Consider the following 23,324-nt stretch of genomic DNA (forward strand, 5'->3'; position numbering starts at 1 on the left):
GTATATTTGAATTGAAGTGTTAAGTACAATCTTAAGTAAATTAGATTTGTGCTATACTTCTCTAATAAAGACAACACTAACTAAACGATTATATTAATATGAAACTTTTAGAAGGAAAAACAGCTATTATAACAGGTGCAAGTAGAGGTATAGGTAAAGGAATTGCAGAAGTCTTTGCAGATCATGGTGCTAATGTAGCCTTTACATACAGTTCTTCTGTTGAAGCAGCAAATGCTTTAGAAAAAGAATTAAACGCTAAAGGAATTAAAGCAAAAGGTTACCAAAGTAATGCCGCAAATTTTGATGAAGCTCAAAAACTAGCAGCTGATGTTTTAGAAGAATTTGGAGCTATTGATATTTTAATAAATAATGCAGGTATCACAAAAGACAACCTTTTAATGCGTATGCAAGAAGCTGATTTTGACAAAGTGATTGAAGTGAATTTGAAATCGGTTTTTAACATGACTAAAGCTGTACAGCGTACCATGTTAAAACAACGTAAAGGTTCCATTATAAACATGAGCTCTGTTGTTGGTGTAAAAGGAAACGCAGGACAAACAAACTACGCAGCTTCTAAAGCCGGAATCATTGGTTTTTCTAAGTCTGTAGCTTTAGAATTAGGTTCTCGTAATATTAGAAGTAACGTCATCGCACCTGGTTTTATAGAAACTGAAATGACGGCGAAATTAGATGAAGAGACTGTAAAAGGTTGGAGAGCTGGTATTCCTTTAAAAAGAGGAGGTACACCAGAAGATATCGCTAACGCTTGCGTGTTTTTAGCAAGTGATTTAAGTGCTTATATTACAGGACAAACTTTGAATGTAGATGGAGGAATGTTGACTTAAGTTATAATTAAAATGCATAAAACAAAAACAGCGCTATAATTAGCGCTGTTTTTGTTTTTTACAAATAAACATTTAAGTTTTAATTTAAATATTAAGACGACTATAAACCATAGATTTATAGCTTTCTCCAATCGGAATTCTTTCGTCTTTAATTACAATTCTATTTTTCTGAATGGATGTAATTTTATTAACATTAACAATGTATGAGCGATGGACTCTAATAAATGTATTTTCAGGTAATTTATCTTGAATTTCCTTAAAGCTCATTAAGGTTAATATAGGTTTGGATGCTTCAGAATGAATTTTTAAATAATCTTTTAATCCTTGAATATGCTTAATTGATTTAATGTCAATCTTTAAGTTTTCGTATTCAGATTTTACAAAAATAAAATCATCTTCATGAGGTGCTGATGCAGTTGTTGTTTCTCCACCTGCAGAAGACACATTGAAAGAAGTATTAACCTCACTCAGCTTCATCATTTCTTTCACTCTGTTAACTGCTTTTAGAAAACGAGGAAATGGTATTGGTTTTACGAGATAATCCACAGCATTTAAATCAAATCCTTCTAATGCATATTCTGGATAAGCTGTTGTAAATATAAAATAAGGTACTTTTCCTTCTAATGATTTTATAAGTTCAATGCCTGAGATATTTGGCATTTCAATATCGGAGAATACTAAATCAATACAGTTACTATTTATAAAATCTAAAGCTTCAATGGCATTTGTAAATGTGCTTATAACTTCTACTGCGCTTAAGGCTTTACAATAAGATTCAATAACATCTATAGCTAATGGCTCGTCATCAATTATTATACATTTCATTCTTATTTAGATTTATAGTTAAGTAAACTCTATAATGAGTTTTGTCTTGCTCAATAGTTAATTCGTGATTATTACTATACAAATGGTTCAGTTGATTTTTTATGTTCTCTAAACCAACGCCCGAATTTTTATCATCGCGTTTATATAAGCCTACTATATTTTCTACATTAAAAATGAGTTTATCGTTTTCCACAATAATTTTAATGTCAATATGTGTGTTTCCTTTATAGTCTGTGCCGTATTTAAAAGCATTTTCAATAAATGAAATTAATAACAAAGGATAGATTTTTAGGTGTCTTGTCTCACCTTTTATGTTAAGTTTAACAGCTTCCGTGTTTTTTAGTCTTAACCGTTGTAAAGCGATGTAGTTTTGTATGTAATTCATCTCCTTTTCTAATGGTACTTGTTCATCACCAGCTTCATATAACATATAACGCATTAACTCAGAAAGTGTAATTACAGCTTCTGGTGCATTATCAGATTTACTTCTAACTAAGGAGTAAATACTATTAAGTGAGTTGAATAAAAAATGTGGGTTTAATTGATTTCTTAAAAATTGAAGTTTTATTTCTTTCTGTTCGTTCTCAAGTTCTTTAGACTCGCGATCTCTTTTATAAAAATCAACCACTAAACTAAAAATTCCGCCTAAAAGAAATATTGATAACGAAAAAACAATAGGTATAGCATGTCTTATTCCAAATGGTCCACCTCGCATATTTGGAGGTCTGGGCATATTCCTAAATTCGTTAGCAACAGTGTTAGAGATTAGCTCTACACTTACATAATTGTAAAGAATTAGAAAAGCAATTGAAAGAATTATATATAAAAACAACTTTCGTTTCAATAAAAAATAAGGAACAAGAAGGAGGTAATTAACATAAAATAGAATAGGACGTATAGCTTGCCTAAAATATAAGTCTGCTGGTATTTCGCCTAAATCAATGTAAGCTGTAAATAAGGGGAATATGCTTATACATAACCAAACGAAGATATGTATTAGAAGTTCTTTATGTGAGATGTTTTTTATCAAAATTGAATAATTAATGCAAACTAAATATGTTCAAAATTAATGTTATTATCATTAAGGTCGTCCTTGCTTATTACGGGAAATACATTTTTAGAAAGCTTACTAACTACAAGATTACCAATTTTTTCAGCATCTTTCTTTGTTTTAAAACTTTGTTTACCATTAACTGAAGGAATATACTCTTGTCTAATAAACAAACTGTCGTTATTATAGATTTCATATATCCAAGAACTGTCTTGCTCTATTACTTGCAAAGTATAAGGCGAATTGTTTATTTCTGTAGTTTCGTTTCTAGTGTTTTTCAAATATAAAAACAGAATAGTTAGTGTTGAAATCACCAAAAATGCCAAGAAGTAAGTATATAATTTTTTCATAATGTTGTTTTAAAAAATAAGAGTCAGAAAAAATGAAGGATACCCAACATTATCCTGACTCTAAGGTTGGCTATTAACCAGTGTCTAAAAAGCTAATAGCCCATTTCAATCAATCTAAACAATGCTTTATATTTTAATTGTCGTCGTCGTCTTGTTCTGCATTTGGGAAAAACTCCATGTTATCATCTAGATATAACGTTCCGTTTCTTCCTAATGCTACAAATGCTCTTGATCCATTACTAAATGAAATCGCATCTCTTCTTGCGTACAATTCAAACTCCGTTTTTTCTTCCCATTCTTCTGTACTTGGTGTGTATTCATAAACCGTATTTGTACTCCCTCCATATTCACCGCAAGCAACATATCCTTTTCCATCTATAGTGAAGGCAACAGCATTAGATCTATACACGTAATCATCATCATCTTCATCGATATCTTCAAGCTCTGTCCATGTTTCAGTATCTAAGTTAAATACCCAGAAATCTGTTTCGTAAACACCATTACTAATTCCTGTTCCCAAATACACATCACTACCAATAGTAAATGTTATACCATCTCTTCTTTTATCACCTCCAAAACCAAAAACTTCAGTCCAAGTATCTGCAATAGGGTCGTATTTCCAGAAATCTTTTTTGTCGCTACCATCATAACCCGTCCCAACGTAACCATAGTTGTCAGAACCAAAGCCTACAGTTCCGTATCTCGCTGAACCACCAAAATCTGCAATTTGTGTCCAACTATTTGTATTTGTATTGTATTTATAAAAATCTGATAATTCTTCGTTAGAGTCACCGTTATAACCAGTTCCCATATAACCTTCATTATTAATTACAAATGATGAAGCAGAACTACGTTCTACACCAGGAAAATCTGATAATTGTTGCCAAGAGTTAGTGTCCATATTATAGCTCCAAAAATCATTGTAGTAATCATCACCATCATAACCAGTTCCCATGTAACCGATATTATCGATAGTGAAGGCAGAAGAACTACTTCTTGCTTCTTCATTAAAGGTAGATTTCTTAACCCAGTTTCCTGAAGTGTCATCACTGTCATCATCACTATTACAATTATAAAAAAGTGTTAGTATAGCACTTAAATAAAGTAATCTTATTGCTGCCTTGCTGTTAATTTTTTTCATTTCACTTATTATTTTATGTTTAAACTAATTGGTTGCTAATTGCGCTTTTATTTTTCGCTTACAGTGCGAACTTACTACCTCAAACTTTTACGATAATTATAAAATAGACCTAGACTATTTTTTTGTAGACAAACACGGTAATTTAATCTACAAATCCATCAACTTATTTTTATAGTATAAAATGGCTTATTTGTAGATAAATAAAGGTCATAGGTCTATTTTACTTTTTATTAAACAGATTGCTTAGTTGATTTGTACAAATAATAAAAAGCAAATGTCTAAATCTTATCTAAAATTATTCTCTGCAATTGCTATTGCAATATTTGTAATTTCTTGTTCTACAGACTCGGACGAAGAAAGTACCTTGGCAGGAGAAGACTTTACAAATACAAATATTAGGGTCTTATCAATTGATACATTTTCCGTTAAATTTTCTACTATGAAGTTTGATTCTATTTCAACTTCAATAAGCAGTAGATTATTAATTGGCAAGTATGAAGATGATGATATGGGAATTGTAAGTTCTTCTTCATATATGCAATTAAATCCAGATTCATATTACATTGATAATGATGCGGTATTAGACAGCGTGGGTTTAGTACTTGGTTATGATACGTATTACTATAATGATACTACACAAGTGTCAACGCTTAATATTCATAAGCTAATTGATAAAATGAGCAGTGATGATGATGTTTTTTATAATACATCTGAAACGGCTTATGAAACGACGCCTTTAATAAGTAAATCTTATATACCAACACCAAATAGAGATTCTCTATTTGTAACATTACCGTATACGTTTGGAGAAGAATTATTTAATGATATTAGAGATAATAATATTACAGATGCTGAATCTTTATACCAGAAGTTAAAAGGAATAACAGTACAACCTGGTACTGATGATGATGGCTCAATAGTTGGTTTTTCAACGTCTAGTACGGATACCTATATTCGTTTTTATTATACCATACCAGATGAGCTAGAAACTGATGAGTATACTTACGATTTTTCAATAAACACCTTTTATAATCATTCAGAATCTGATGTTACAGGTTTACCGCTTGAAGTAATAACAGACCAAGAATATAACTTAGATTCTTCAGATAGTTATGGTATTAGCTATAACCAAGCAGGTACAGGTTATGTGACTAAGATTGAATTTCCAACGATAAAAGATATTTATGATATAGGCAGAGAAGGTACCATTTTAGATGCTGTGCTTTACATAGAGCCTAATACAGTTTCGCATTCAGATCTTCAACCTTTAAGCGAATCATTATTACTTTATACAATAGATCAAAATAATGATTTGGCGAGTCAGATTTCTAATAGCTCAGATGTTGTTTCAGGAACACTATCAACAGACAATTCCGAATTTAATCTCATCACTTATGAGGTTCCTGTAATTGATTTTATAGATCAAAAATTAAGTGAAAGTCCTGAGACTGAAGATGCCCTTATTTTAATTCCTAATGATTACAATTCAACAATAAATAAAATAATTTTTAATGACGCTGAAAGATCTAGTTATAATACCAGATTAGTCATAACCTATGCGATATATGAATAAATCTAAATACACAATTATTTTTGCAATGGTAATAGGATTATTTGGCTATTCTCAGTCTAATAATTTAACCAGTTCTCCTTATTCACTTTTTGGCTTAGGTGTAGAAAGCAATTCAGGGACAGGACGAAATAGTGGACTAGGTAAAACAGGAATCTCTTTAGATGCTAATTATGGTTTAAACCTTTATAATCCGGCTTCATTGGCGACTGTAAATGCAGATGAATTTATTCTAGATTTTGGAGGAACTGGTGAGTTTGTGAACTTAACAGGAAGTGATTTAAACGAACAAAAATCGACGTACAATTTTACCAATATGTCCTTTGGTTTTAACAGTGGCGGAAAATATGGAATGGCATTAACACTTAAGCCAGCCTCTAATGTTGGCTATGCGTTAACAGGTATACAGAGTAATATAGAAGGTAGCACTGAGCAGTTTACAACTAATATTGAAGGTTCTGGTGGATTAAATGAATTACGATTAGATTATGGAAGACCATTAACCAAGAATTTAAACGTGGGTCTAAAAGCATCTTATTTATTCGGAAAAATTGAAGAAACAGAATCTATTATTACCACAAACAGTTATTTAATTGTTGAAGAAATTAATTACTACAGAGGAGCGCAACTTGGATTAGGTTTACAATATAAATTTAAAGAAAAACACAATTTCGGATTCACATTAGATTTTCCAACGGTGTTATCAGGTACAAAAGATACTGAAGTAAGCAAATATTCAAATTCTGCATATTCGTTGTTAGAAGAAACTGAAGACGAAGATATTGATAACTTTTCTATGCCATTTAAATTAGGATTTGGTTATAGTACAAAAATTAAAAACCTAATGTTATCAGCTGATTATAATAAGAGTTTTTGGTCAGCGACAGATCAGTCTGATGCTATTGGAGAATACGTAGATCAAGACGTTTATAGTTTTGGAGCCTCATATTCTGCAGATCCAAAGAGTTATAAGTATTGGAAACGTGTAGATTTTAGAATGGGCTTAAACTATAATTCTGGTTATCTTAAAGTAGATGATACAAGAATTGATACTTTTGCGGCATCAGTTGGTATAGGATTACCAATTGGTAAAAAATCTTTATTAAATGTGTCGTATTCTCTAGGTAAAAAAGGGACTACAGATAGCATACTTATTCAAGAGTATGTGAATACATTAAATATTAATATTTCGCTATCAGATTTATGGTTTCAACAGAGAAAGTATAATTAATGATTGCTAAAAATTGTAAAAATCTCTTCGGTAAAATAGGCGTTTTCGTCTAGACAATAAGGGTAAACATCTATTACAGTTTTATACATTATTATATAGTTTCATTTTTGAAGTGTTAATTAGAAAACACCTTAAAAATGAAATTATTCTTATTTATAACAAGTTTAATCTTTGCGCAAATAGCTTTTGCTCAAGATACGTCGCCAAAACCAGATGTTTGGACTCTAGAAGATTGTATTACTTATGCTTTAGAAAATAATATTACTGTTAAAGATGCAACCTTAACTAAGGACATTGCAGAAGTAGATTATAATAAAGCTAAATCTTCAAGATTACCAAATCTATATGCTAGTGCTTCACAGAATTTCTCAAACGGAAATACAATTGATCCTATTACTAGTGATTATGTTACGGATCAAATTCATAGTACCAACGTTGGTATTAACAGTTCTGTAACCTTGTTTCAAGGGAGTCAAATCAGTAATCAAATCAAACAAAATAAATTATTATTTGAGCAAAGTATTTTTCAAGAAGAAGTAGAGAAAAATAATATTGTTTTAAACATATTAGAAGTTTACTTACAAACACTCTACAGTAAGGAAAGTATCATTATAGCTGAGAATAATGTGTTAGCTTCAGAAAAGGAAGTTGAAAGAGCAAAGGCTCGGTTAGATGCTGGTACTATTGCATTGAGCGATTATACAGAAGCACAAAGCCAAGCTGCAACTAATAAATACAATGTCATTGCAGCTAAAAATGATTACCAACAATATATCATACAATTAAAACAATTATTAGAATTAACACCTTTTGAAACTATAGAAATTGAAACCATTGATGAAAACATGGATTTGGTTAATCTAGAACTTAACAAGGTTGATGTTTATAACAAGGCGTTAGGCTTTTTACCAGAGATACAAGCGAGCAACCTAAATATTGCCGCTAATGAAAAAGATTTAGATATCACTAAAGGTGCCTATTTACCAACTTTATCTTTATTAGGAAGTTTAGGTTCTGGTTATACAAGTATTAATGACAATACATTTTCTGATCAGTTTGATGTGAACTTTAATCAACAATTAGGCTTGTCTTTAAGTATCCCAATATTCAATAGAAACCAAACAAAAGCAGCCGTAAAAACAGCTACAATTAATATTGAAAAAGCTGAAATACAAAAACAATCTACAGAGAAGGAAGTCTATAAAAAGGTAGAAACAGCGTATCAAAATGCATTATCTGCACAAGAGCAAGTTTTAGCTTCTGAAGCTTCAAAAATAGCAGCAGAACAAAGTTATAATCTAGCACAGAAAAAATACGAATTAGGTGCTTTAAGTACAACAGATTTGGTGATAAGTCAAAATACTTATACCAATACGCAACAAAACTATTTACAAGCTAAATACTTAAATATTTTATATCATCAATTATTACAATTTTATCAAGGAAACGACATTAAACTTTAATCAATTTAATCATGAAAAATAAAAAGAACATTATAATAATCGGTATTGCATTAATTGTAGTTGCTATTGTAGCTTTTAGTTTTATAAAAGGCGAAGATGCTATAATTATAGAAGCCAAAACTGTTGCAGCTAAAAAAGCAAATGTGACCACAATGGTTACAGCAACCGGAACTATTGAGCCTATAAACCAAGTCGATGTTGGTACACAAGTATCTGGCGTTGTAGAAAAAATATATGTAGACTATAATAGTGAGGTCAAAGAAGGACAACTCATTGCAGAGTTAGATAAAACAAATTTAAAAGCTTCACTAACACAAGCACAAGCCGCTTATGATAATGCTATAAGCCAAAGAAATTACACAAAGACCATTTATGATAGACAAAAAACACTCTTTGATAATCAGGTTATAAGTAAATCAGATTTTGATGATGCAGACTACAATTATCAAACAGCAAAGGGTACCGTGACGCAACGTTATTCGGACCTGCAATCTGCAAGGACCAATTTAGGTTATGCCAATATTTATTCGCCAATTGATGGTGTTGTGCTTTCAAAAGATATAGATGAAGGGCAAACTGTTGCAGCAAGTTATAGTACACCAACCTTATTTACAATTGCTCAAGATTTAAAAGAAATGCAAGTAGAAGCGGATGTAGATGAGGCAGATATTGGGCAAGTTAAAGATGGCCAAAGAGTAGAATTTACAGTAGATGCTTATGTAGGTGAAACTTTTAATGGTGTTGTTACTCAAGTTCGTTTAGACCCTACAGTAACTTCTAATGTAGTGACTTACACTGTGGTTATTAAAGCAGAAAATGAGGACTTAAAATTAAAACCAGGTTTAACAGCTACCATTTCAATTTACACATTAGAATTAAATGATGTCTTAACCGCAGAAGCAAAAGCCATAAACTTTAGCCCAGAAACTGAGATGTTAGCAACCTATAATATGCATCATAATTTATCTGATAACACTAGTGATATTCCTAAAAACGAAACGACACTTTGGGTTCTTGGAAACAATAAAAGTATAACACCAAAAATGGTAACATTAGGAGCTAGTGATGGTGTAAATGTTCAGATTTTAAGTGGAATTTCAGAAGGAGATGAATTAGTATATAGTTTAAAAGGTGTTTCTAAATCTGAAGCAAAATTAGATGGTACAAATGAAAGTCCATTTATGCCACAACGTCCAGGAGGAAAGAAAAAATAAGAAGCCATGAGTAAAGAAATCATTAAAATAGAAGATTTAAAACGTGAGTTTACCATGGGAACCGAAACGGTTCATGCATTAAGAGGAATTTCATTTTCTATTAAAGAAGGTGAGTTTGTAACTATAATGGGATCGAGTGGATCTGGTAAAAGTACGATGTTAAATATTTTAGGTTGCTTAGATCAGCCAACTTCTGGGTTGTATAAAATTGACGGTGTGAGTGTAAAAGATTTAAACCGAAATCAATTAGCGACTATTAGAAACGAAAAGATAGGATTCATTTTTCAATCTTATAATTTATTAGCAAGAACATCTGCTATAGAAAATGTAGAATTACCCTTATTATATAACAGTAAAGTAACTTCTGAAGAGCGAAGGAAACGAGCAATCAAAGCCTTAGAGATGGTTGGTTTGGGTGACAGATTGCATCATACACCTTCGCAACTTTCAGGAGGACAACAACAACGTGTCGCTATCGCAAGATCATTAGTGAATAACCCGGTAATGATATTAGCAGATGAAGCAACAGGGAATTTAGATACACGTACATCTTACGAGATTATGTCATTATTTCAAGAGTTAAACAAAAAGGGAATAACAATCACTTTTGTTACTCACGAGCCAGATATAGCAACATTTAGTAGTAGAACGGTTGTATTAAAAGATGGAGCTATTATGCAAGATTATCTAAACCATAATGTACAATCTGCTGCTGCAGAATTAGCAAAATTACCTAAACAAGACGATTAATTATGAGACTATTAAATTTATTAAAAATCGCAACAAAAGCCATTGTTCTTAATAAAACAAGAACGTTGTTAACCATGTTAGGTATCATCATTGGTGTGGCTTCAGTTATAGCAATGTTGGCTATTGGAGAAGGTTCTAAAGAAAGTATTCGTACTACGATTTCAGCAATGGGTTCTAATATGATCACTATAAGACCTGGAGCAGATGATAGAGGTCCTGCAAGAGGAAGTGGAGGTGATGTGCAAACATTAACTTTAGATGATTACGAGGTTATAAAAGAAGAAGCCACAACGTTAAGTTATATTACACCTGTAGTAAATGGAGGAGGACAGGTTATAAATGGCTCTAATAACTGGCCAACTACTATTTATGGTGTAAACCCTGATTACTTAAATATAAAAGTGGTCGACCTACAAAGTGGAAGTATGTTTACAGATGCTGAAGTAAAATCAGCTTCAAAAGTGGCTTTAATAGGTCAAACGGTTGTAGATAATGTGTTTCCTGATGGTCAAGAGCCTGTAGGGCAAATGATTCGTTTTGATAATATTCCGTTTAAAGTGATTGGAGTTTTAGAAGAAAAAGGAGAGAATACCTTTGGGCAAGATCAAGATGATGTGGTTATTGCACCTTATACAACTGTGCAGAAACGTATTTTGGCTATCGATTATTTAAATCAAGTTATGGCATCTGCAGTTAGTGAAGATGATGCACCAGAAGCTGTAACGCAAGTCACAGAAATTTTACGTTCACAACATAAATTATTAGAAAGCGAAGACGATGATTTTACGGTTCGCTCTATGGAAGAGTTGATTTCAACATTTAGTTCAACTAGTGAGATGCTGACTATTCTATTAGTAGCTGTTGCGAGTATTTCATTATTAATAGGTGGAATTGGAATTATGAATATCATGTATGTTTCGGTAAAAGAACGTACTAAGGAAATAGGATTACGAATGGCAGTTGGTGGCAAAGGCTCAGATATCTTATTACAGTTTTTAATTGAAGCCATTTTAATTAGTATTACAGGTGGTTTACTAGGAGTATTATTAGGCTTAGGAGCTACTGTATTTATTGAAAAATTTCTTAATTGGCCTACTAGCGTTGCTTTGTATTCTATTGTAATTTCGTTTGCTGTTTGTGCAGTTACAGGTATCTTTTTTGGTTGGTATCCGGCAAGAAAAGCTTCTGCTTTAGATCCAATAACAGCTTTGCGTTATGAGTAAACTTTATAAATTATTAAACATAAAATTATGAAAACGAATGCATTTAAAATAAGTGTTTTTAGTATTGTTTTAGTTTGTTTAGGTTGTATGGATACGACTAAAAAAGTAGTAGTAGTATCATTAGATACAGTTCAAAATACAGAAAGGAATTATGTACAAATAGCAACTGGTCAAAATTCATTATATGGTGAAGATGGACAAATGATTACTGCTTTGAAACTTAGTGATTCATTGTTTGGCCAAGATGCCAACTATTTAAAAGGCAAAAAAATGTCTTATCAAAAAAATGATAATGGCATCACAATAGATTTGAACACAGGCTTAATGTGGCAAGAAATCCCTACAACAGAAGGGTTTGATTGGCAAGGCGCAAAAGATTATGTAGAGAATTTAGAATTGGGAGGTTATGATGATTGGAGAATGCCAACAGCTAAAGAGTTATATTCAATTAGCGATTTTAGTGAAGGTTGGCCTTATTTAAATACTACTTATTTTTCTCTGGTAAATAATACGCATGTCGATAAAAGTGAACAATACTGGACAAGGAATAAATATGTTGGTCATACCGAAGAAGGTGGTTATACTGCTGCCTTTGGTGTTAATCATGCCACAGGACATATTAAAGCTTACGCAGCTGAGTCACCTAAAGATATGAAAGATAGAAAAGGTCCTCTTCCAAGTGGACAAGATAGACCAGAAGGAGATGAAGATGGACATAGACCACCTCCTCCAAGGAATAATGGAGATAGACCAAAGGGAAATCCGATGCTTAAACATGTCCGAGCAGTACGTGGTAACGCTTATGGAATTAATGATTTTAAAGATAATGAAGATGAAACTATTACGGATAAAGCTACTGGGTTAATGTGGTCTAAAAATGATAGTGAAAAAGGTTTAGATTGGAAAAACGCACTATACTATGCAGAGCATTCAAAATTAGCTGGATATACGGATTGGCGTTTGCCAAATGTGAAAGAATTACAAGGTATTGTGGATTACGATTTTGCTCTAGGTGCAAAAGATTCTAAATTAGATAGAGCTGCTATTAATCCAATCTTTAATTCAAGTGAGATTACTAACGAAAATGGAGATAAGGATTATCCGTATTATTGGTCTAGTACTTCTGCAAGATTTCAAAAAGGAAAACCATATTACTATGCGTGGTATGTCGCTTTTGGCCGTGCAGTAAATAATGAAGGTTTAGATTTTCATGGTGCAGGAGCCGTTCGTTTCGATACCAAACATGAAAACGGACCAGCAAGTGAAGGTGGAGAGCGTTATTATAACTATGTGCGTTTGGTAAGGAATATTGAATAATTAAATTTATAAATGTTGACGATAAATTTAGATTTAGGATTGTTACTTTTGAGAGTAATAATAGCATCTAAATCCAATAATTGGGATTAATCAAAATTAATACAATGCATAAAAATATAAAAATAACAATCTTTTCTCATCTTCTCGTATGGTTAGTACTGTTTAGTATGCCTTACTTGCTGTCTTACGGTCAAGAACAAGAAATAGCTAGAGTTATTGCTCACTTTTGGATTCCTTTGGTGTTTTCTGCAATTATCTTTTATCTTAATTACTTTATTGTAATAGATCGTTTTTTATTCACAAAAAAGATGGTTCTATTTGTTGTAATTAACTTAGTACTTATTTCTAGTTTCATATTTTTAAAAGAGTATATAGAGGATACTTTTTATAGTGATTTGGCAAGAAAGCGAACTGAAGTCAACAAAGTCGGTCCTCCTTTTAAAATGTTTGTGTACATTCAAATACTATCTTACATGGCACCTTTGTTGTTTTCTATTGCTGTAAAGAGCACAAAACGCTGGGTAAAGACTGAAGCAGAAAGAAAAGAAGCTATTAATATTAAACTAAAGTCAGAGCTTCAGCATTTGCATTACCAATTGCAGCCACATTTCTTTTTTAATTCGTTAAATAATATTTATGCTTTAGTAGATATATCTCCAGATCGTGCAAAATCTTCAATCCATAGCTTGAGTAAGTTAATGCGCTATATGTTGTATGAGACCAATGAAGAGTCAGTTTCGTTATCTAAGGAAATCGATTTTATGAAAAAGTATATAGAGTTAATGAAGCTTCGTGTTTCAGATAAAACAAAGGTTAATTATAGTTTTCCGTCTGAAGAAACAGGAATTAATATAGCACCTTTATTATTTGTATCATTAATAGAAAATGCCTTTAAGCACGGTGTTTCAGCAAGTAAAGAAAGTGAAATTGATATAAAAATGACGGTTCATGAGCAAAATGTTTTATTCACAATTGAAAATGCTAACTTCCCTAAAAAGACAGATGACAAAAGTGGATCGGGAATTGGGCTTCCAAATATTGAAAAACGTTTAGAATTGCTATATCCAAATAAAAGCAGTTTTAAGACATTTGTAAAAAACAACCATTATATAGCACAATTAGAAATTGAAACCAACTAAATAATTAATACAATAAACAGAAAATTGAGTTAATGAAAAATGCTATAATAATTGTCTTTTTTTTGATATTAAATGGCAATCTTTTTGCACATGGAGGTGGACATGGTTTGCCTTTAAAGCAATGGGAAATAGTCTCTGTAAATGAAATAATTAATGCTGATTTTATTAAATATGAAAACAATGAAGTTTGGCTTATGGATGTCAACCATAGAATTAAAATTTTTAAAATTTCAGATTTTAACGCAGCTGACCAAAAGTTTATTAAAACTAAAAGTGAATTCATATATTCTTTAAATAGTAATAATGCTATTGAAGCTGATGTACTGTCGTTTTCAAATTTTAGTTGGGTGCTTATTGGTTTAGGTATTTTTCTTTTGTCATTTTCTATTTTTAAACTTACAAAACAACGAAAAGAGGTATACTTAACACATGGAGCACTTGGTTTAGGTGTTCTTTTAATTGTATCATGTAAAAATACAAGTACTAATAAAACGAGTGATATAGTAGTACCTCCCAGTGATGTTGCTATGATGCAGACGTTTTTTGAAAAATTTGACGGTGTTACAACGTATAGAGACGAAAACTATCTTTATGTGTCATCAAATGGTTTACCAAATCATGATATGATGGTTGGTATAACAAACTGGCAACAACAAGTGCCTATTAATCAAAATTACACAGGTGATAATAGTTGGGCTATACCTACACACCCAAAAATGGCAGAAAATCCGTTATCTACAAAAACCAATTTGCTAAAAGGGGCTATTGCTGTTGCTGTAAATGGAATTCCTATTTTTAACCCTTTAAATAATAGAGGAGAAGATGCTAATGCTATTGGAGAATTAGACAATTGGGGCGGACATTGTGGACGTGCAGACGATTATCATTACCATTTACCACCATTACACTTGCAAGATCAAGTTGGCGAAGGAAATCCAGTTGCTTACGCTGTTGATGGTTTTCCTGTCTATGGAGAAACAACAGATATATTAGATGAGTATTTAGGAAAAACAAACTCAGATGGCTCATACCAGTATCATGCAATTAAAGAATACCCTTATTTAATTGCAGGCATGAGAGGTGAAGTTATTATTGACCTAAAAACAAAAGCGCCAGAAAATCAAGTATATCCTCAACCTAGAACACAAGAATTAAGACCTGCGTTAAGACCTTTACGAGGTGCTGAAATTATTGATTTTAAATCTTTAGGAGAAAACTCATATGGCTTAACCTATAGTTTAGATTCAAAAGAATATATCATAAATTATAGTTGGGATAGCGAAGATACTTACACCTATCAATTTATTAATTCCGATGGTACATTAACAGTTGAAACCTATAAACCAAGAAAAAAATGAAGCATTCAAAATTTATAGTTCTTATGCTTTTTACTGGTTTGATGTCTTGTAAAAACAATAATAGAGAGATTACAAAAGTGAATCATGATGATTTTAAAACCATCCATTCCAACTTTAAGATAAAGAGTATTGCTATAGAGAATGGTGTTTTATTAGATGCTTATAAATGTGAGGAAAAAGTGAATGATGTAGAAAACTCCATACCGCTTTCGTGGGAAAATGTCCCAGAAGGCACTAAATCTCTAGTGGTTGTAATGTATCATTATCCTAAAAAAGATGATAAAACAGAAATCAATTCCTATTTACTATTATGGGATATAGATCCCGAAACAACAGAAATACCATACAAAATGGCGTCTAAAGGTAATTGGTTTATGGGCGGAAATAAAGACGGAACAGCTATATCGTATACGTCTCCATGTTCTCGTGGTAAAGGTAAGCATGAATATACCATAGGACTTTATGCCTTATCAGAAACACCTGCTGCGTTACCCCAAAAGCACAGTTTAAATGTAGATTACAATGTGTTTATGGATGCATTAGATAGTGTAAAAATTATAGATAGGACCACTTTAACATTTATAGATTCTAATTAAAAATAATTGTAAAATGATACTTTTAAAGAAGACTGCATTATTGATTTTTTTAGCTTGCTTTATAATAACAGCTTGTAAAAACAGTAAAAATACGACAACTAATAATACAGAAGTTTATACAGGAACAGCTTCTGTTTCTCAAGGACCAGCAACTGTGTTAACTCAAAATATATTTGAATGTGATAGAGGTAGAGAAGCGCCAATTGGTGTATCTACAGCAACAGATGGCAGTAAATGGACAGTTCCTGCTGAGGTTAACTTTGCTGATGATAGTTTTCCTATTGCATCTGATTTGTTTAACCCGTGTACAAAAGTAGAATACGCTTCGGCAGATGAAGCATTACTAGCTTTAGATGGAACAGATATTATTGAGGTTGATAGCGATGGTGAAATAGTTACGGCTTATGTATTTGCCGACAACTATTTTGAAATGTATATTAATGGAATTCCTGTTGGTAAGGACAATGTGCCTTTTACGCAGTTTAATTCTAATATAGTTCGATTTAAGGTAAACACGCCTTTTACAATCGCCATGAAATTGGTGGATTGGGAAGAAAATAGTGGCTTAGGATCTGAAGCTAATAGAGGACAAGCATTTCATCCAGGAGATGGAGGCATGGTAGCTGTATTTAAAAATGCTAAAGGAGAGACAATTGCAAGTACAGATGCTAATTGGAAAGCTCAAACTTTTTATACAGCACCTATAAGAGATTTGTCTTGTGCTAGCGAAGAAGGAACTTTACGATTAACTAAAACGTGCAGTACAGAGGATTCTAATGACGGAACATTATATTACGCATTGCACTGGAAAACGCCAACAAATTGGCAATCTGCAGATTTTAATGATAGCGAATGGCCTAACGCAAACGAGTTTTCAAACAATACGATAGGTGTAGATAATAAACCTTCTTACACCAATTTTACAGATATTTTTGATGATAACGAAGTGGATGCTCAATTTATATGGTCTACAAATGTAATTTTAGATAATGAGGTGATTGTGAGATACACTGTAAACTAATATAAACCTATTTTTAATAAAACAAATTTAGCTTATGAGTAACTTAAAAATATCTTGTGTCATTGTAGACGATGAGCCTATGGCTTTAAACTTAGTAGAAAGTTATGTTGAAAAAACACCTTTTTTATCTTTAAAAAAGAAGTGTAGTAGTGCTATTGAAGCAATGGAGTTTATAAAAAACGAACCTGTAGATTTACTGTTTTTAGATATACAGATGCCAGATTTAACTGGTATTGAGTTCTCAAAAATGTTACCTAAAGAAACACGAGTAATTTTCACAACCGCTTTTGATCAATACGCACTAGAAGGTTTTAAAGTAGAAGCTATAGATTATTTATTAAAGCCTTTTGACTATGCAGAATTTTTAGCTGCAGCAAATAAAGCAAACACTTGGTTTGAGTTGGTGAAAGGGAAAAAAGGCAGTATTCTTTCTGATGAAAAAGAATTTCTATTTGTTAAATCTGAATACAAACAATTACGAATAAAACTTGCTGACGTATTGTATTTTGAAGGTCTAAAGGATTACATCAAAATTTGGCTAAAGGCTAATCCAAAACCAATTCTAACTTTAATGAGTTTAAAATCTCTAGAAGAAGAGTTGCCAGATACTCAATTTATGCGTGTGCATCGTTCGTTTATTGTGTCTTTAAATAATATTGATGTTATTGAGCGAAGTCAAATAATAATCAACGAACAACGTATTACTGTTTCTGAGCAATACAAGCCAAAATTCTTAGAGTTTATTAATAATAATTCTCTTTAACTCAACGTGTTTTTTATTTTGTCTATAGATTCATTGTATTAAGATAGACATATTCCTCATTGGTCTATTCTCTTTCCTTAATCTAAAGGGGAGAACTACTTTCGCCGTAATATTTAAAATTATATAATATTATGAAAAAAATCTTACTATCATTAGCCGTTGTTATAACTATGTTTAGCTGTAATAGCGTAAAAAATGTAAATACATCTAATATCTCAGATGCAGCAACATTATTGAGTTCATTAAGTTCTAACTCAACAGTTCAGCAAATCACAAGTCTTTTTAGTTTGTTAGACACTAATAAGGATGAAGCTATCAGTTCTAAAGAAGCAATTGGTTCTGTAGCAGATAATTTTAATATTTTAGATACTGACAGTAATTCTAGCTTAAACTTAACCGAATTAACAGGTTTGTTAGGTTTATTAAAATAAGATATTAGCCCTTAATTAATAGAAGGCATACATTAAATTGTATGCTTTTTTTTATGTTTAATTCTTAATTATAATTAACAATATCTATAAAATTATCTTATTCGTAGATACAATTAAGGCAAACGTCTAGTTGCTTTTTTTTCAAGAATTAATGCAGCTACCTTTAAACTATCGCTATTAAAAACAGTCTTAATAGTAAGAGAGAAGTTTAATCCTTAAAAAATTAAAAACATGAAAAAATTTATAAAAGCCTTCATTTTGCCAGCATTATTTATAATGGCAATTTCAACAACAGTTACTGCGCAAACAAAAAGAAGTACAGCAACTAAGAAAGCAGAAAAGACTACGACAACAACAAAAAGAACGACTACAAAAACTAAAAGTACAAGTAGAAGAGTGCCAAGTACTAAAGTAACTTATAAAAAACCGACACGAAAAGTGGTTTCAGTAAGAAATGTACCGAATAGAAAAGTTATTAAGCATAAAGGACAAACCTATTACTATGCTAATAACAAGTATTACACACAATCTAGAGGTCGTTATATTGTTATTGCACCAAAGGTTGGCTTCAGAATAAAAGTATTACCTACACATTATAAGAGAGTAAGACATAATGCACACAATTATTATAACGTAGATGGTACATTTTATGTTCAAATTGATAATGAATATGAAGTAGTAGATCCAGAAGTAGGTACAGTTGTATATGAGTTACCAGATGATTACGAAAAAGTAACTATAGATGGACAAACTTATTATGAATACGCAAATATTTTATACGAAAAAGTACAAGTAGATGGTACAAGAGCTTATGAAGTGGTTGGTATTATAGACATGGAATAAATAAGAGAATTAGATTAGATTGATTGGTTGATTAGTTGAAAAGGAGGATGGTTTTTTAAATCATTCTCTTTTTTTGTTTTTAGGAACTGTTTTTTATAATTGCATTATAATTAGTTCTTCTATTTATTCGTAATTTTGAATCTTTAGGAAACACAAATTAAGAATAGTTTTTTATTAATGAATCCTTAACTACTGTACCCAGAATAGAATTAATGCAAAACATAACAATATTATTTATAGCCATTGCTGCAGTTACAGCGCTTTTATTAGCGCTGTTTCAGTATTTATATAAATCGAATTTAAAATCTAATTTAAAATATTTATTATTAGCATTAAGAACAATTTCAATTTTTGGGATTTTAGTATTACTCATTAATCCTAAGTTTGAATCTTTTACTTATTTTGATGAAAAGCCAACACTAGTCGTTGCTGTTGATAATTCAGAGTCTATTTCATATTTAAAACAAGACGAAAAAGCTAGGGAAGTTGTTAAAGCCTTGTCGAATAATTCAGAATTGAATAACCGTTTTGATATTCATACTTACAGTTTCGGAAAATCGGTTTCTACCTTAGATAGCTTAAATTTTAACGAGCGTCAATCTAACTTAGCATTGGCTTTAAAGCAATTAGGAGAAGTATATGCAAACCAAACGGCTCCAATTGTAGTATTGAGTGACGGAAACCAAACGTATGGCTCAGATTATAGTTATGTTTCTAAAGGTATTAAACAATCTGTTTATCCTGTTATTCTAGGCGATTCAACAGTATATTCAGACTTAAGTATAAAGCAATTAAACGTTAATCGTTATGTGTACTTAAAAAACAAGTTTCCGGTTGAGGTCATCGCTAATTACAGTGGTAAGGATGCTATTAATACTGAACTAAAAATATGGTCTGGTAATGCTGTGGTATTTAGAAAATCATTGCAATTTAATGCTTCAAAAACATCCGAAATTATATCAACAGCTTTAATAGCAAACAGTGTTGGTGTAAAAACATATAGAGTTGAATTGGTGGCTTTAGAAAACGAAAAAAATAAAGTTAATAATACTAAGAATTTTGGGGTAGAAGTGATAGACCAAAAAACAAATATTGCTTTGGTTTACGACAGAATGCATCCAGATTTGGGAGCATTAAAGAAGTCGATTGAAAGTAATGAGCAACGAAGCGTTTCAATTTTTAAACCAAAAGAATTATTAAATAAAATTAATGATTTTCAATTAGTTATATTATATCAGCCAAACAATAGATTTAATTCAATTTTAAAAGAAATTAAAGAACAAAAAATCAATACATTCATTATTTCAGGTGAAACTACCAACTGGAATATCTTAAATGAAAGTCAAGATTATTATAAGCAAAAAATAACCAATCAAACTGAAAACTATCAACCAAGTTTAAATAAAAACTATGGAACTTTTATTGTGGAAAATATTGATTTTAATAATTTTCCACCTTTAAAATCTGAATTTGGTACACTACAAATTTCTGTTCCTCATGATATATTATTGTATAAATCGGTCAACGGAATTACAATAGAAGATGCTTTATTGGCAACCTTTGAAGCTAATGGTACAAAACATGCAATTCTAAATGGTGAGGATATTTGGAAATGGAGAGCACAATCATTCATAAACACCAATAGCTTTAATAATTTTGACGAATTCATTAATAAACTCGTTCAATATTTAAGTTCAAATAAAAAACGAAAACGCATCAATATTGATTATAAGTCGTTTTATAATGGTAATGACGATGTTATTATTTCTGCGCAATACTTCAACAAAAATTTCGAATTTGATAATTCGGCTTCATTAAGTATCATCTTAAAAAACAAAGATGATGAAAGCGTTAGGGAAGTGCCTCTTTTATTAAATAATGGTAATTATACAGTAGACTTAAGTGGCATAAATGCAGGTTTATATGATTTTACAATAAAGCATAATGTAGAGTCTGTAGCTGCGTCTGGAAGTTTTCAAATTTTAGAGTATAATGTTGAACAACAATTTTTAAACGCTGATATCACAAAGTTAGAAGCATTGGCTTCCAATAGTAAAGGCGAAGCATATTTTGTTAATCAGGCGAGTGCTCTAATAGATAATCTTCTTAATGATAAGCGTTATACAACCATTCAGAAAAGCACTAAAAATATCGTACCTTTGATAGATTGGAAATATCTGCTCGGTTTAATTGTTTTAAGCCTTTTTATTGAGTGGTTTATTAGAAAATATAACGGATTAATTTAAAGAAAAACAAATGGAAAAATTACCAAAGATTGGATTACCGATTTTAATAGGAGTAATAATAGTGGTTATTTTAGTCGCTAAATCGTTAGTAACTATAGGACCTGGGCAAGGTGGTGTTTTGTTTGAACCACTTGGAAATGGTATAAACACAGAACGTACTTATGGTGAAGGATTTCATATTGTAGCACCATGGAATGATATGATTGTTCAAAAAGTGCGTCAGCAATCTATCTCAGAAAACATGAATGTACTTTCTGTAAATGGTTTAGATATTACAGTAAGTGGAACGATTTGGTTTGAGCCAGAATTTAAAAACTTAGGTAAATTAATTCAGACTAAAGGTGAGGATTATATTAACGAATTATTAAATCCGGCAATTAACGCAGCAGCAAAAAGTGTTGTTGGTCGTTACACGCCAGAGCAACTATATTCTAGTAAAAGAGATATTATTGAGCTAGAAATTTTAGAAGAAGTAAGAAATGAGCTAGAAGGTCAATTTGTAAACGTAAAACGTGTTCTGGTAGAAAATGTAAAATTACCAACGACTATTAAAGATGCTATTGAACGTAAATTGAAGCAAGAACAAGAGTCTTTAGAATATGAGTTTAGACTTGAAAGCGCAAGAAAAGAAGCTGAAAAAGTAATTATAGAAGCTAAAGGTAAAGCAGAATCAAATAGAATTCTAAGTGCATCATTAACAGATAAGATTCTTCAAGATAAAGGTATTGAAGCTACAGTGAAATTATCTGAATCGCCAAACAGTAAAGTAATTGTTATTGGCTCTGGAGATTCTGGAATGCCTATAATTTTAGGAAATCAATAATTTACAAGTTGAATTATTAATATTTTGCTAAAAATGTATTTTTTTTTAATCATTAATTAGGATTTAAAAGTTTTATTTAGCAATCTTTGTAATAAGAAATAAAAACATGACATTTATTCAATTCCATCATCATTTTCATTTAATCGTTCAAACGAGATGAAAGTGTATTGAGTAAATTCAAAATATATTTAAAAACCCGTTTGAGAATTTCAAGCGGGTTTTTTATTTTCTAAACTCAGGGATTCTTAGATATTATCAAATTAGAAATGAATAAATTAAAAATTGCAGTACAAAAATCAGGACGTCTTAATGAAGACTCCATGAAAATTTTAAAAGAAATAGGTATTTCTATAGATAATGGAAAAGACCAACTAAAAGCTTCGGCTCGTAATTTTCCTTTAGAAGTATTTTATCTAAGAAATGGTGATATCCCTCAATATCTTAAAGATGGTGTGGTAGACGCAGCAATTATTGGCGAAAACGTATTAATAGAAAAAGGAAACGAACTTACAATTGTAGAGCGTTTAGGGTTTTCTAAATGTAAAGTTTCTATAGCTGTACCAAAGTCTTCAAAAGCTAAGAGTTTAAAGGATTTAGAAGGTAAACGCATTGCGACCTCATATCCAAACACCGTAAACCAGTTTTTAGATAAAGCAGGCATTCAAGCTAATTTGCATATCATTAATGGTTCTGTAGAAATAGCACCAAATATCGGTCTCGCAGACGGAATTTGTGATATCGTTTCTAGTGGAAGTACATTATTTAAAAATGGACTTAAAGAAATTGAAACGCTATTAACCTCTGAAGCCGTTTTAGCGACATCACCTGTAATCTCTGAGGAAAACCAAGCCTTAATCAACACGTTGCAGTTCCGATTAAAATCGGTTTTAAAAGGTAGAGAAAGCAAGTATATCTTACTAAATGCACCAAACGATAAGCTTGATGCGATTATTAAAATACTTCCTGGTATGAATAGTCCAACCATTATGCCATTAGCTAAAGAAGGTTGGAGTTCTATTCACTCGGTATTAAATAAAAATGATTTTTGGAACATCATTGATGCCTTAAAGGCTAATGGCGCAGAAGGTATTTTGGTTAGTCCTATTGAAAACTTAGTGTTGTAA

22 protein-coding genes are annotated in these 23,324 nt (G+C 31.3%); 18 read left to right on the forward strand and 4 right to left on the reverse strand.

Annotated features, from left to right (window positions below):
- The first annotated feature begins 98 nt into the window (after positions 1-98).
- Entirely contained in the window at positions 99-845 is a 747-nt protein-coding gene (fabG, locus tag Q0807_RS11150; protein ID WP_299109816.1) for a 3-oxoacyl-[acyl-carrier-protein] reductase, read from the forward strand.
- Positions 846-929: 84 nt separating this feature from the next.
- Here the strand turns inward: fabG and Q0807_RS11155 are convergent, their stop codons facing one another.
- From Q0807_RS11155 to Q0807_RS11170, 4 genes are all read right to left on the reverse strand, one after another.
- Positions 930-1,670, reverse strand: a complete 741-nt coding sequence (locus tag Q0807_RS11155) for a LytTR family DNA-binding domain-containing protein (RefSeq protein ID WP_299109818.1) — start codon at positions 1,668-1,670, stop codon at positions 930-932.
- Positions 1,651-2,403 carry a sensor histidine kinase gene (locus Q0807_RS11160; protein ID WP_299109821.1) on the reverse strand — a complete coding sequence of 251 codons (753 nt, stop codon included), beginning with the start codon at positions 2,401-2,403 and terminating at the stop codon, positions 1,651-1,653. Before Q0807_RS11160 ends, Q0807_RS11155 begins: the two co-directional genes overlap by 20 nt.
- A 317-nt stretch (positions 2,404-2,720) precedes the next feature.
- The gene (locus Q0807_RS11165; RefSeq protein WP_299109823.1) at positions 2,721-3,071 is read right to left on the reverse strand and encodes a DUF4907 domain-containing protein; all 351 of its coding nucleotides are present in this window, start codon (positions 3,069-3,071) and stop codon (positions 2,721-2,723) included.
- Between the two features lie 133 nt (positions 3,072-3,204).
- Complete coding sequence (locus Q0807_RS11170; protein ID WP_299109824.1) at positions 3,205-4,212, reverse strand: kelch repeat-containing protein; 1,008 nt, start codon at positions 4,210-4,212, stop codon at positions 3,205-3,207.
- A gap of 274 nt (positions 4,213-4,486) precedes the next feature.
- Between Q0807_RS11170 and Q0807_RS11175 the strand changes: the two genes are divergently transcribed.
- The 17 genes from Q0807_RS11175 to hisG all read left to right on the forward strand — a co-directional run bounded on the left by Q0807_RS11175 (position 4,487) and on the right by hisG (position 23,324).
- The gene (locus Q0807_RS11175; RefSeq protein ID WP_299109825.1) at positions 4,487-5,785 is read left to right on the forward strand and encodes a DUF4270 family protein; all 1,299 of its coding nucleotides are present in this window, start codon (positions 4,487-4,489) and stop codon (positions 5,783-5,785) included.
- Positions 5,778-7,013, forward strand: coding sequence for a hypothetical protein (locus Q0807_RS11180; protein ID WP_299109827.1), 1,236 nt, complete (start codon positions 5,778-5,780; stop codon positions 7,011-7,013). Before Q0807_RS11175 ends, Q0807_RS11180 begins: the two co-directional genes overlap by 8 nt.
- Before the next feature lie 137 nt (positions 7,014-7,150).
- Positions 7,151-8,476, forward strand: coding sequence for a TolC family protein (locus tag Q0807_RS11185; protein ID WP_299109829.1), 1,326 nt, complete (start codon positions 7,151-7,153; stop codon positions 8,474-8,476).
- A gap of 11 nt (positions 8,477-8,487) precedes the next feature.
- Positions 8,488-9,690: an efflux RND transporter periplasmic adaptor subunit gene (locus Q0807_RS11190; RefSeq protein ID WP_299109832.1), complete on the forward strand. Its 1,203-nt coding sequence runs from the start codon at positions 8,488-8,490 to the stop codon at positions 9,688-9,690.
- 6 nt (positions 9,691-9,696) lie between these two features.
- Positions 9,697-10,440 carry an ABC transporter ATP-binding protein gene (locus Q0807_RS11195; RefSeq protein WP_299109834.1) on the forward strand — a complete coding sequence of 248 codons (744 nt, stop codon included), beginning with the start codon at positions 9,697-9,699 and terminating at the stop codon, positions 10,438-10,440.
- Positions 10,441-10,442: 2 nt separating this feature from the next.
- On the forward strand, positions 10,443-11,663 hold the full coding sequence (locus tag Q0807_RS11200; RefSeq protein WP_299109836.1) for an ABC transporter permease: 1,221 nt from the start codon (positions 10,443-10,445) through the stop codon (positions 11,661-11,663).
- Positions 11,664-11,690: 27 nt separating this feature from the next.
- Entirely contained in the window at positions 11,691-12,980 is a 1,290-nt protein-coding gene (locus Q0807_RS11205; RefSeq protein WP_299109837.1) for a DUF1566 domain-containing protein, read from the forward strand.
- Between the two features lie 104 nt (positions 12,981-13,084).
- The gene (locus tag Q0807_RS11210; RefSeq protein WP_299109838.1) at positions 13,085-14,119 is read left to right on the forward strand and encodes a sensor histidine kinase; all 1,035 of its coding nucleotides are present in this window, start codon (positions 13,085-13,087) and stop codon (positions 14,117-14,119) included.
- Positions 14,120-14,151: 32 nt separating this feature from the next.
- The gene (locus Q0807_RS11215) at positions 14,152-15,477 is read left to right on the forward strand and encodes a YHYH protein (protein WP_299109840.1); all 1,326 of its coding nucleotides are present in this window, start codon (positions 14,152-14,154) and stop codon (positions 15,475-15,477) included.
- Positions 15,474-16,073: a YbhB/YbcL family Raf kinase inhibitor-like protein gene (locus Q0807_RS11220; protein ID WP_299109842.1), complete on the forward strand. Its 600-nt coding sequence runs from the start codon at positions 15,474-15,476 to the stop codon at positions 16,071-16,073. The genes Q0807_RS11215 and Q0807_RS11220 overlap by 4 nt, the downstream gene beginning before the upstream one ends.
- A 13-nt stretch (positions 16,074-16,086) precedes the next feature.
- A complete protein-coding gene (locus tag Q0807_RS11225) occupies positions 16,087-17,094 on the forward strand; it encodes a hypothetical protein (RefSeq protein WP_299109845.1) in 1,008 nt (335 codons plus the stop codon).
- Between the two features lie 34 nt (positions 17,095-17,128).
- Positions 17,129-17,857 carry a LytTR family DNA-binding domain-containing protein gene (locus Q0807_RS11230; RefSeq protein ID WP_299109848.1) on the forward strand — a complete coding sequence of 243 codons (729 nt, stop codon included), beginning with the start codon at positions 17,129-17,131 and terminating at the stop codon, positions 17,855-17,857.
- Between the two features lie 131 nt (positions 17,858-17,988).
- Entirely contained in the window at positions 17,989-18,288 is a 300-nt protein-coding gene (locus Q0807_RS11235; protein ID WP_299109851.1) for a hypothetical protein, read from the forward strand.
- Positions 18,289-18,519: 231 nt separating this feature from the next.
- Entirely contained in the window at positions 18,520-19,131 is a 612-nt protein-coding gene (locus Q0807_RS11240) for a DUF6515 family protein (RefSeq protein ID WP_299109853.1), read from the forward strand.
- Positions 19,132-19,343: 212 nt separating this feature from the next.
- Positions 19,344-21,377: a VWA domain-containing protein gene (locus tag Q0807_RS11245; RefSeq protein ID WP_299109855.1), complete on the forward strand. Its 2,034-nt coding sequence runs from the start codon at positions 19,344-19,346 to the stop codon at positions 21,375-21,377.
- Positions 21,378-21,387: 10 nt separating this feature from the next.
- Positions 21,388-22,200, forward strand: coding sequence for a prohibitin family protein (locus Q0807_RS11250; protein WP_299109857.1), 813 nt, complete (start codon positions 21,388-21,390; stop codon positions 22,198-22,200).
- Positions 22,201-22,466: 266 nt separating this feature from the next.
- Positions 22,467-23,324, forward strand: coding sequence for an ATP phosphoribosyltransferase (hisG, locus tag Q0807_RS11255; protein WP_299109860.1), 858 nt, complete (start codon positions 22,467-22,469; stop codon positions 23,322-23,324).

Source organism: uncultured Winogradskyella sp. (assembly GCF_947495255.1).
Taxonomy (GTDB): domain Bacteria; phylum Bacteroidota; class Bacteroidia; order Flavobacteriales; family Flavobacteriaceae; genus Winogradskyella.

Bases quoted from the DNA above. Each gene is read 5' to 3' on its own strand.
- Q0807_RS11215 (WP_299109840.1), top strand. From the start codon at position 14,152: ATGAAAAATGCTATAATAATTGTCTTTTTTTTGATATTAAATGGCAAT.
- Q0807_RS11175 (WP_299109825.1), top strand. From the start codon at position 4,487: ATGTCTAAATCTTATCTAAAATTATTCTCTGCAATTGCTATTGCAATA.
- Q0807_RS11230 (WP_299109848.1), top strand. From the start codon at position 17,129: ATGAGTAACTTAAAAATATCTTGTGTCATTGTAGACGATGAGCCTATG.
- Q0807_RS11160 (WP_299109821.1), bottom strand. From the start codon at position 2,403: ATGCCCAGACCTCCAAATATGCGAGGTGGACCATTTGGAATAAGACAT.
- Q0807_RS11165 (WP_299109823.1), bottom strand. From the start codon at position 3,071: ATGAAAAAATTATATACTTACTTCTTGGCATTTTTGGTGATTTCAACA.
- fabG (WP_299109816.1), top strand. From the start codon at position 99: ATGAAACTTTTAGAAGGAAAAACAGCTATTATAACAGGTGCAAGTAGA.
- Q0807_RS11240 (WP_299109853.1), top strand. From the start codon at position 18,520: ATGAAAAAATTTATAAAAGCCTTCATTTTGCCAGCATTATTTATAATG.
- Q0807_RS11170 (WP_299109824.1), bottom strand. From the start codon at position 4,212: ATGAAAAAAATTAACAGCAAGGCAGCAATAAGATTACTTTATTTAAGT.
- Q0807_RS11190 (WP_299109832.1), top strand. From the start codon at position 8,488: ATGAAAAATAAAAAGAACATTATAATAATCGGTATTGCATTAATTGTA.
- Q0807_RS11250 (WP_299109857.1), top strand. From the start codon at position 21,388: ATGGAAAAATTACCAAAGATTGGATTACCGATTTTAATAGGAGTAATA.
- Q0807_RS11210 (WP_299109838.1), top strand. From the start codon at position 13,085: ATGCATAAAAATATAAAAATAACAATCTTTTCTCATCTTCTCGTATGG.
- Q0807_RS11220 (WP_299109842.1), top strand. From the start codon at position 15,474: ATGAAGCATTCAAAATTTATAGTTCTTATGCTTTTTACTGGTTTGATG.
- Q0807_RS11180 (WP_299109827.1), top strand. From the start codon at position 5,778: ATGAATAAATCTAAATACACAATTATTTTTGCAATGGTAATAGGATTA.
- Q0807_RS11245 (WP_299109855.1), top strand. From the start codon at position 19,344: ATGCAAAACATAACAATATTATTTATAGCCATTGCTGCAGTTACAGCG.
- Q0807_RS11205 (WP_299109837.1), top strand. From the start codon at position 11,691: ATGAAAACGAATGCATTTAAAATAAGTGTTTTTAGTATTGTTTTAGTT.
- Q0807_RS11185 (WP_299109829.1), top strand. From the start codon at position 7,151: ATGAAATTATTCTTATTTATAACAAGTTTAATCTTTGCGCAAATAGCT.
- hisG (WP_299109860.1), top strand. From the start codon at position 22,467: ATGAATAAATTAAAAATTGCAGTACAAAAATCAGGACGTCTTAATGAA.
- Q0807_RS11155 (WP_299109818.1), bottom strand. From the start codon at position 1,670: ATGAAATGTATAATAATTGATGACGAGCCATTAGCTATAGATGTTATT.
- Q0807_RS11235 (WP_299109851.1), top strand. From the start codon at position 17,989: ATGAAAAAAATCTTACTATCATTAGCCGTTGTTATAACTATGTTTAGC.
- Q0807_RS11200 (WP_299109836.1), top strand. From the start codon at position 10,443: ATGAGACTATTAAATTTATTAAAAATCGCAACAAAAGCCATTGTTCTT.
- Q0807_RS11195 (WP_299109834.1), top strand. From the start codon at position 9,697: ATGAGTAAAGAAATCATTAAAATAGAAGATTTAAAACGTGAGTTTACC.
- Q0807_RS11225 (WP_299109845.1), top strand. From the start codon at position 16,087: ATGATACTTTTAAAGAAGACTGCATTATTGATTTTTTTAGCTTGCTTT.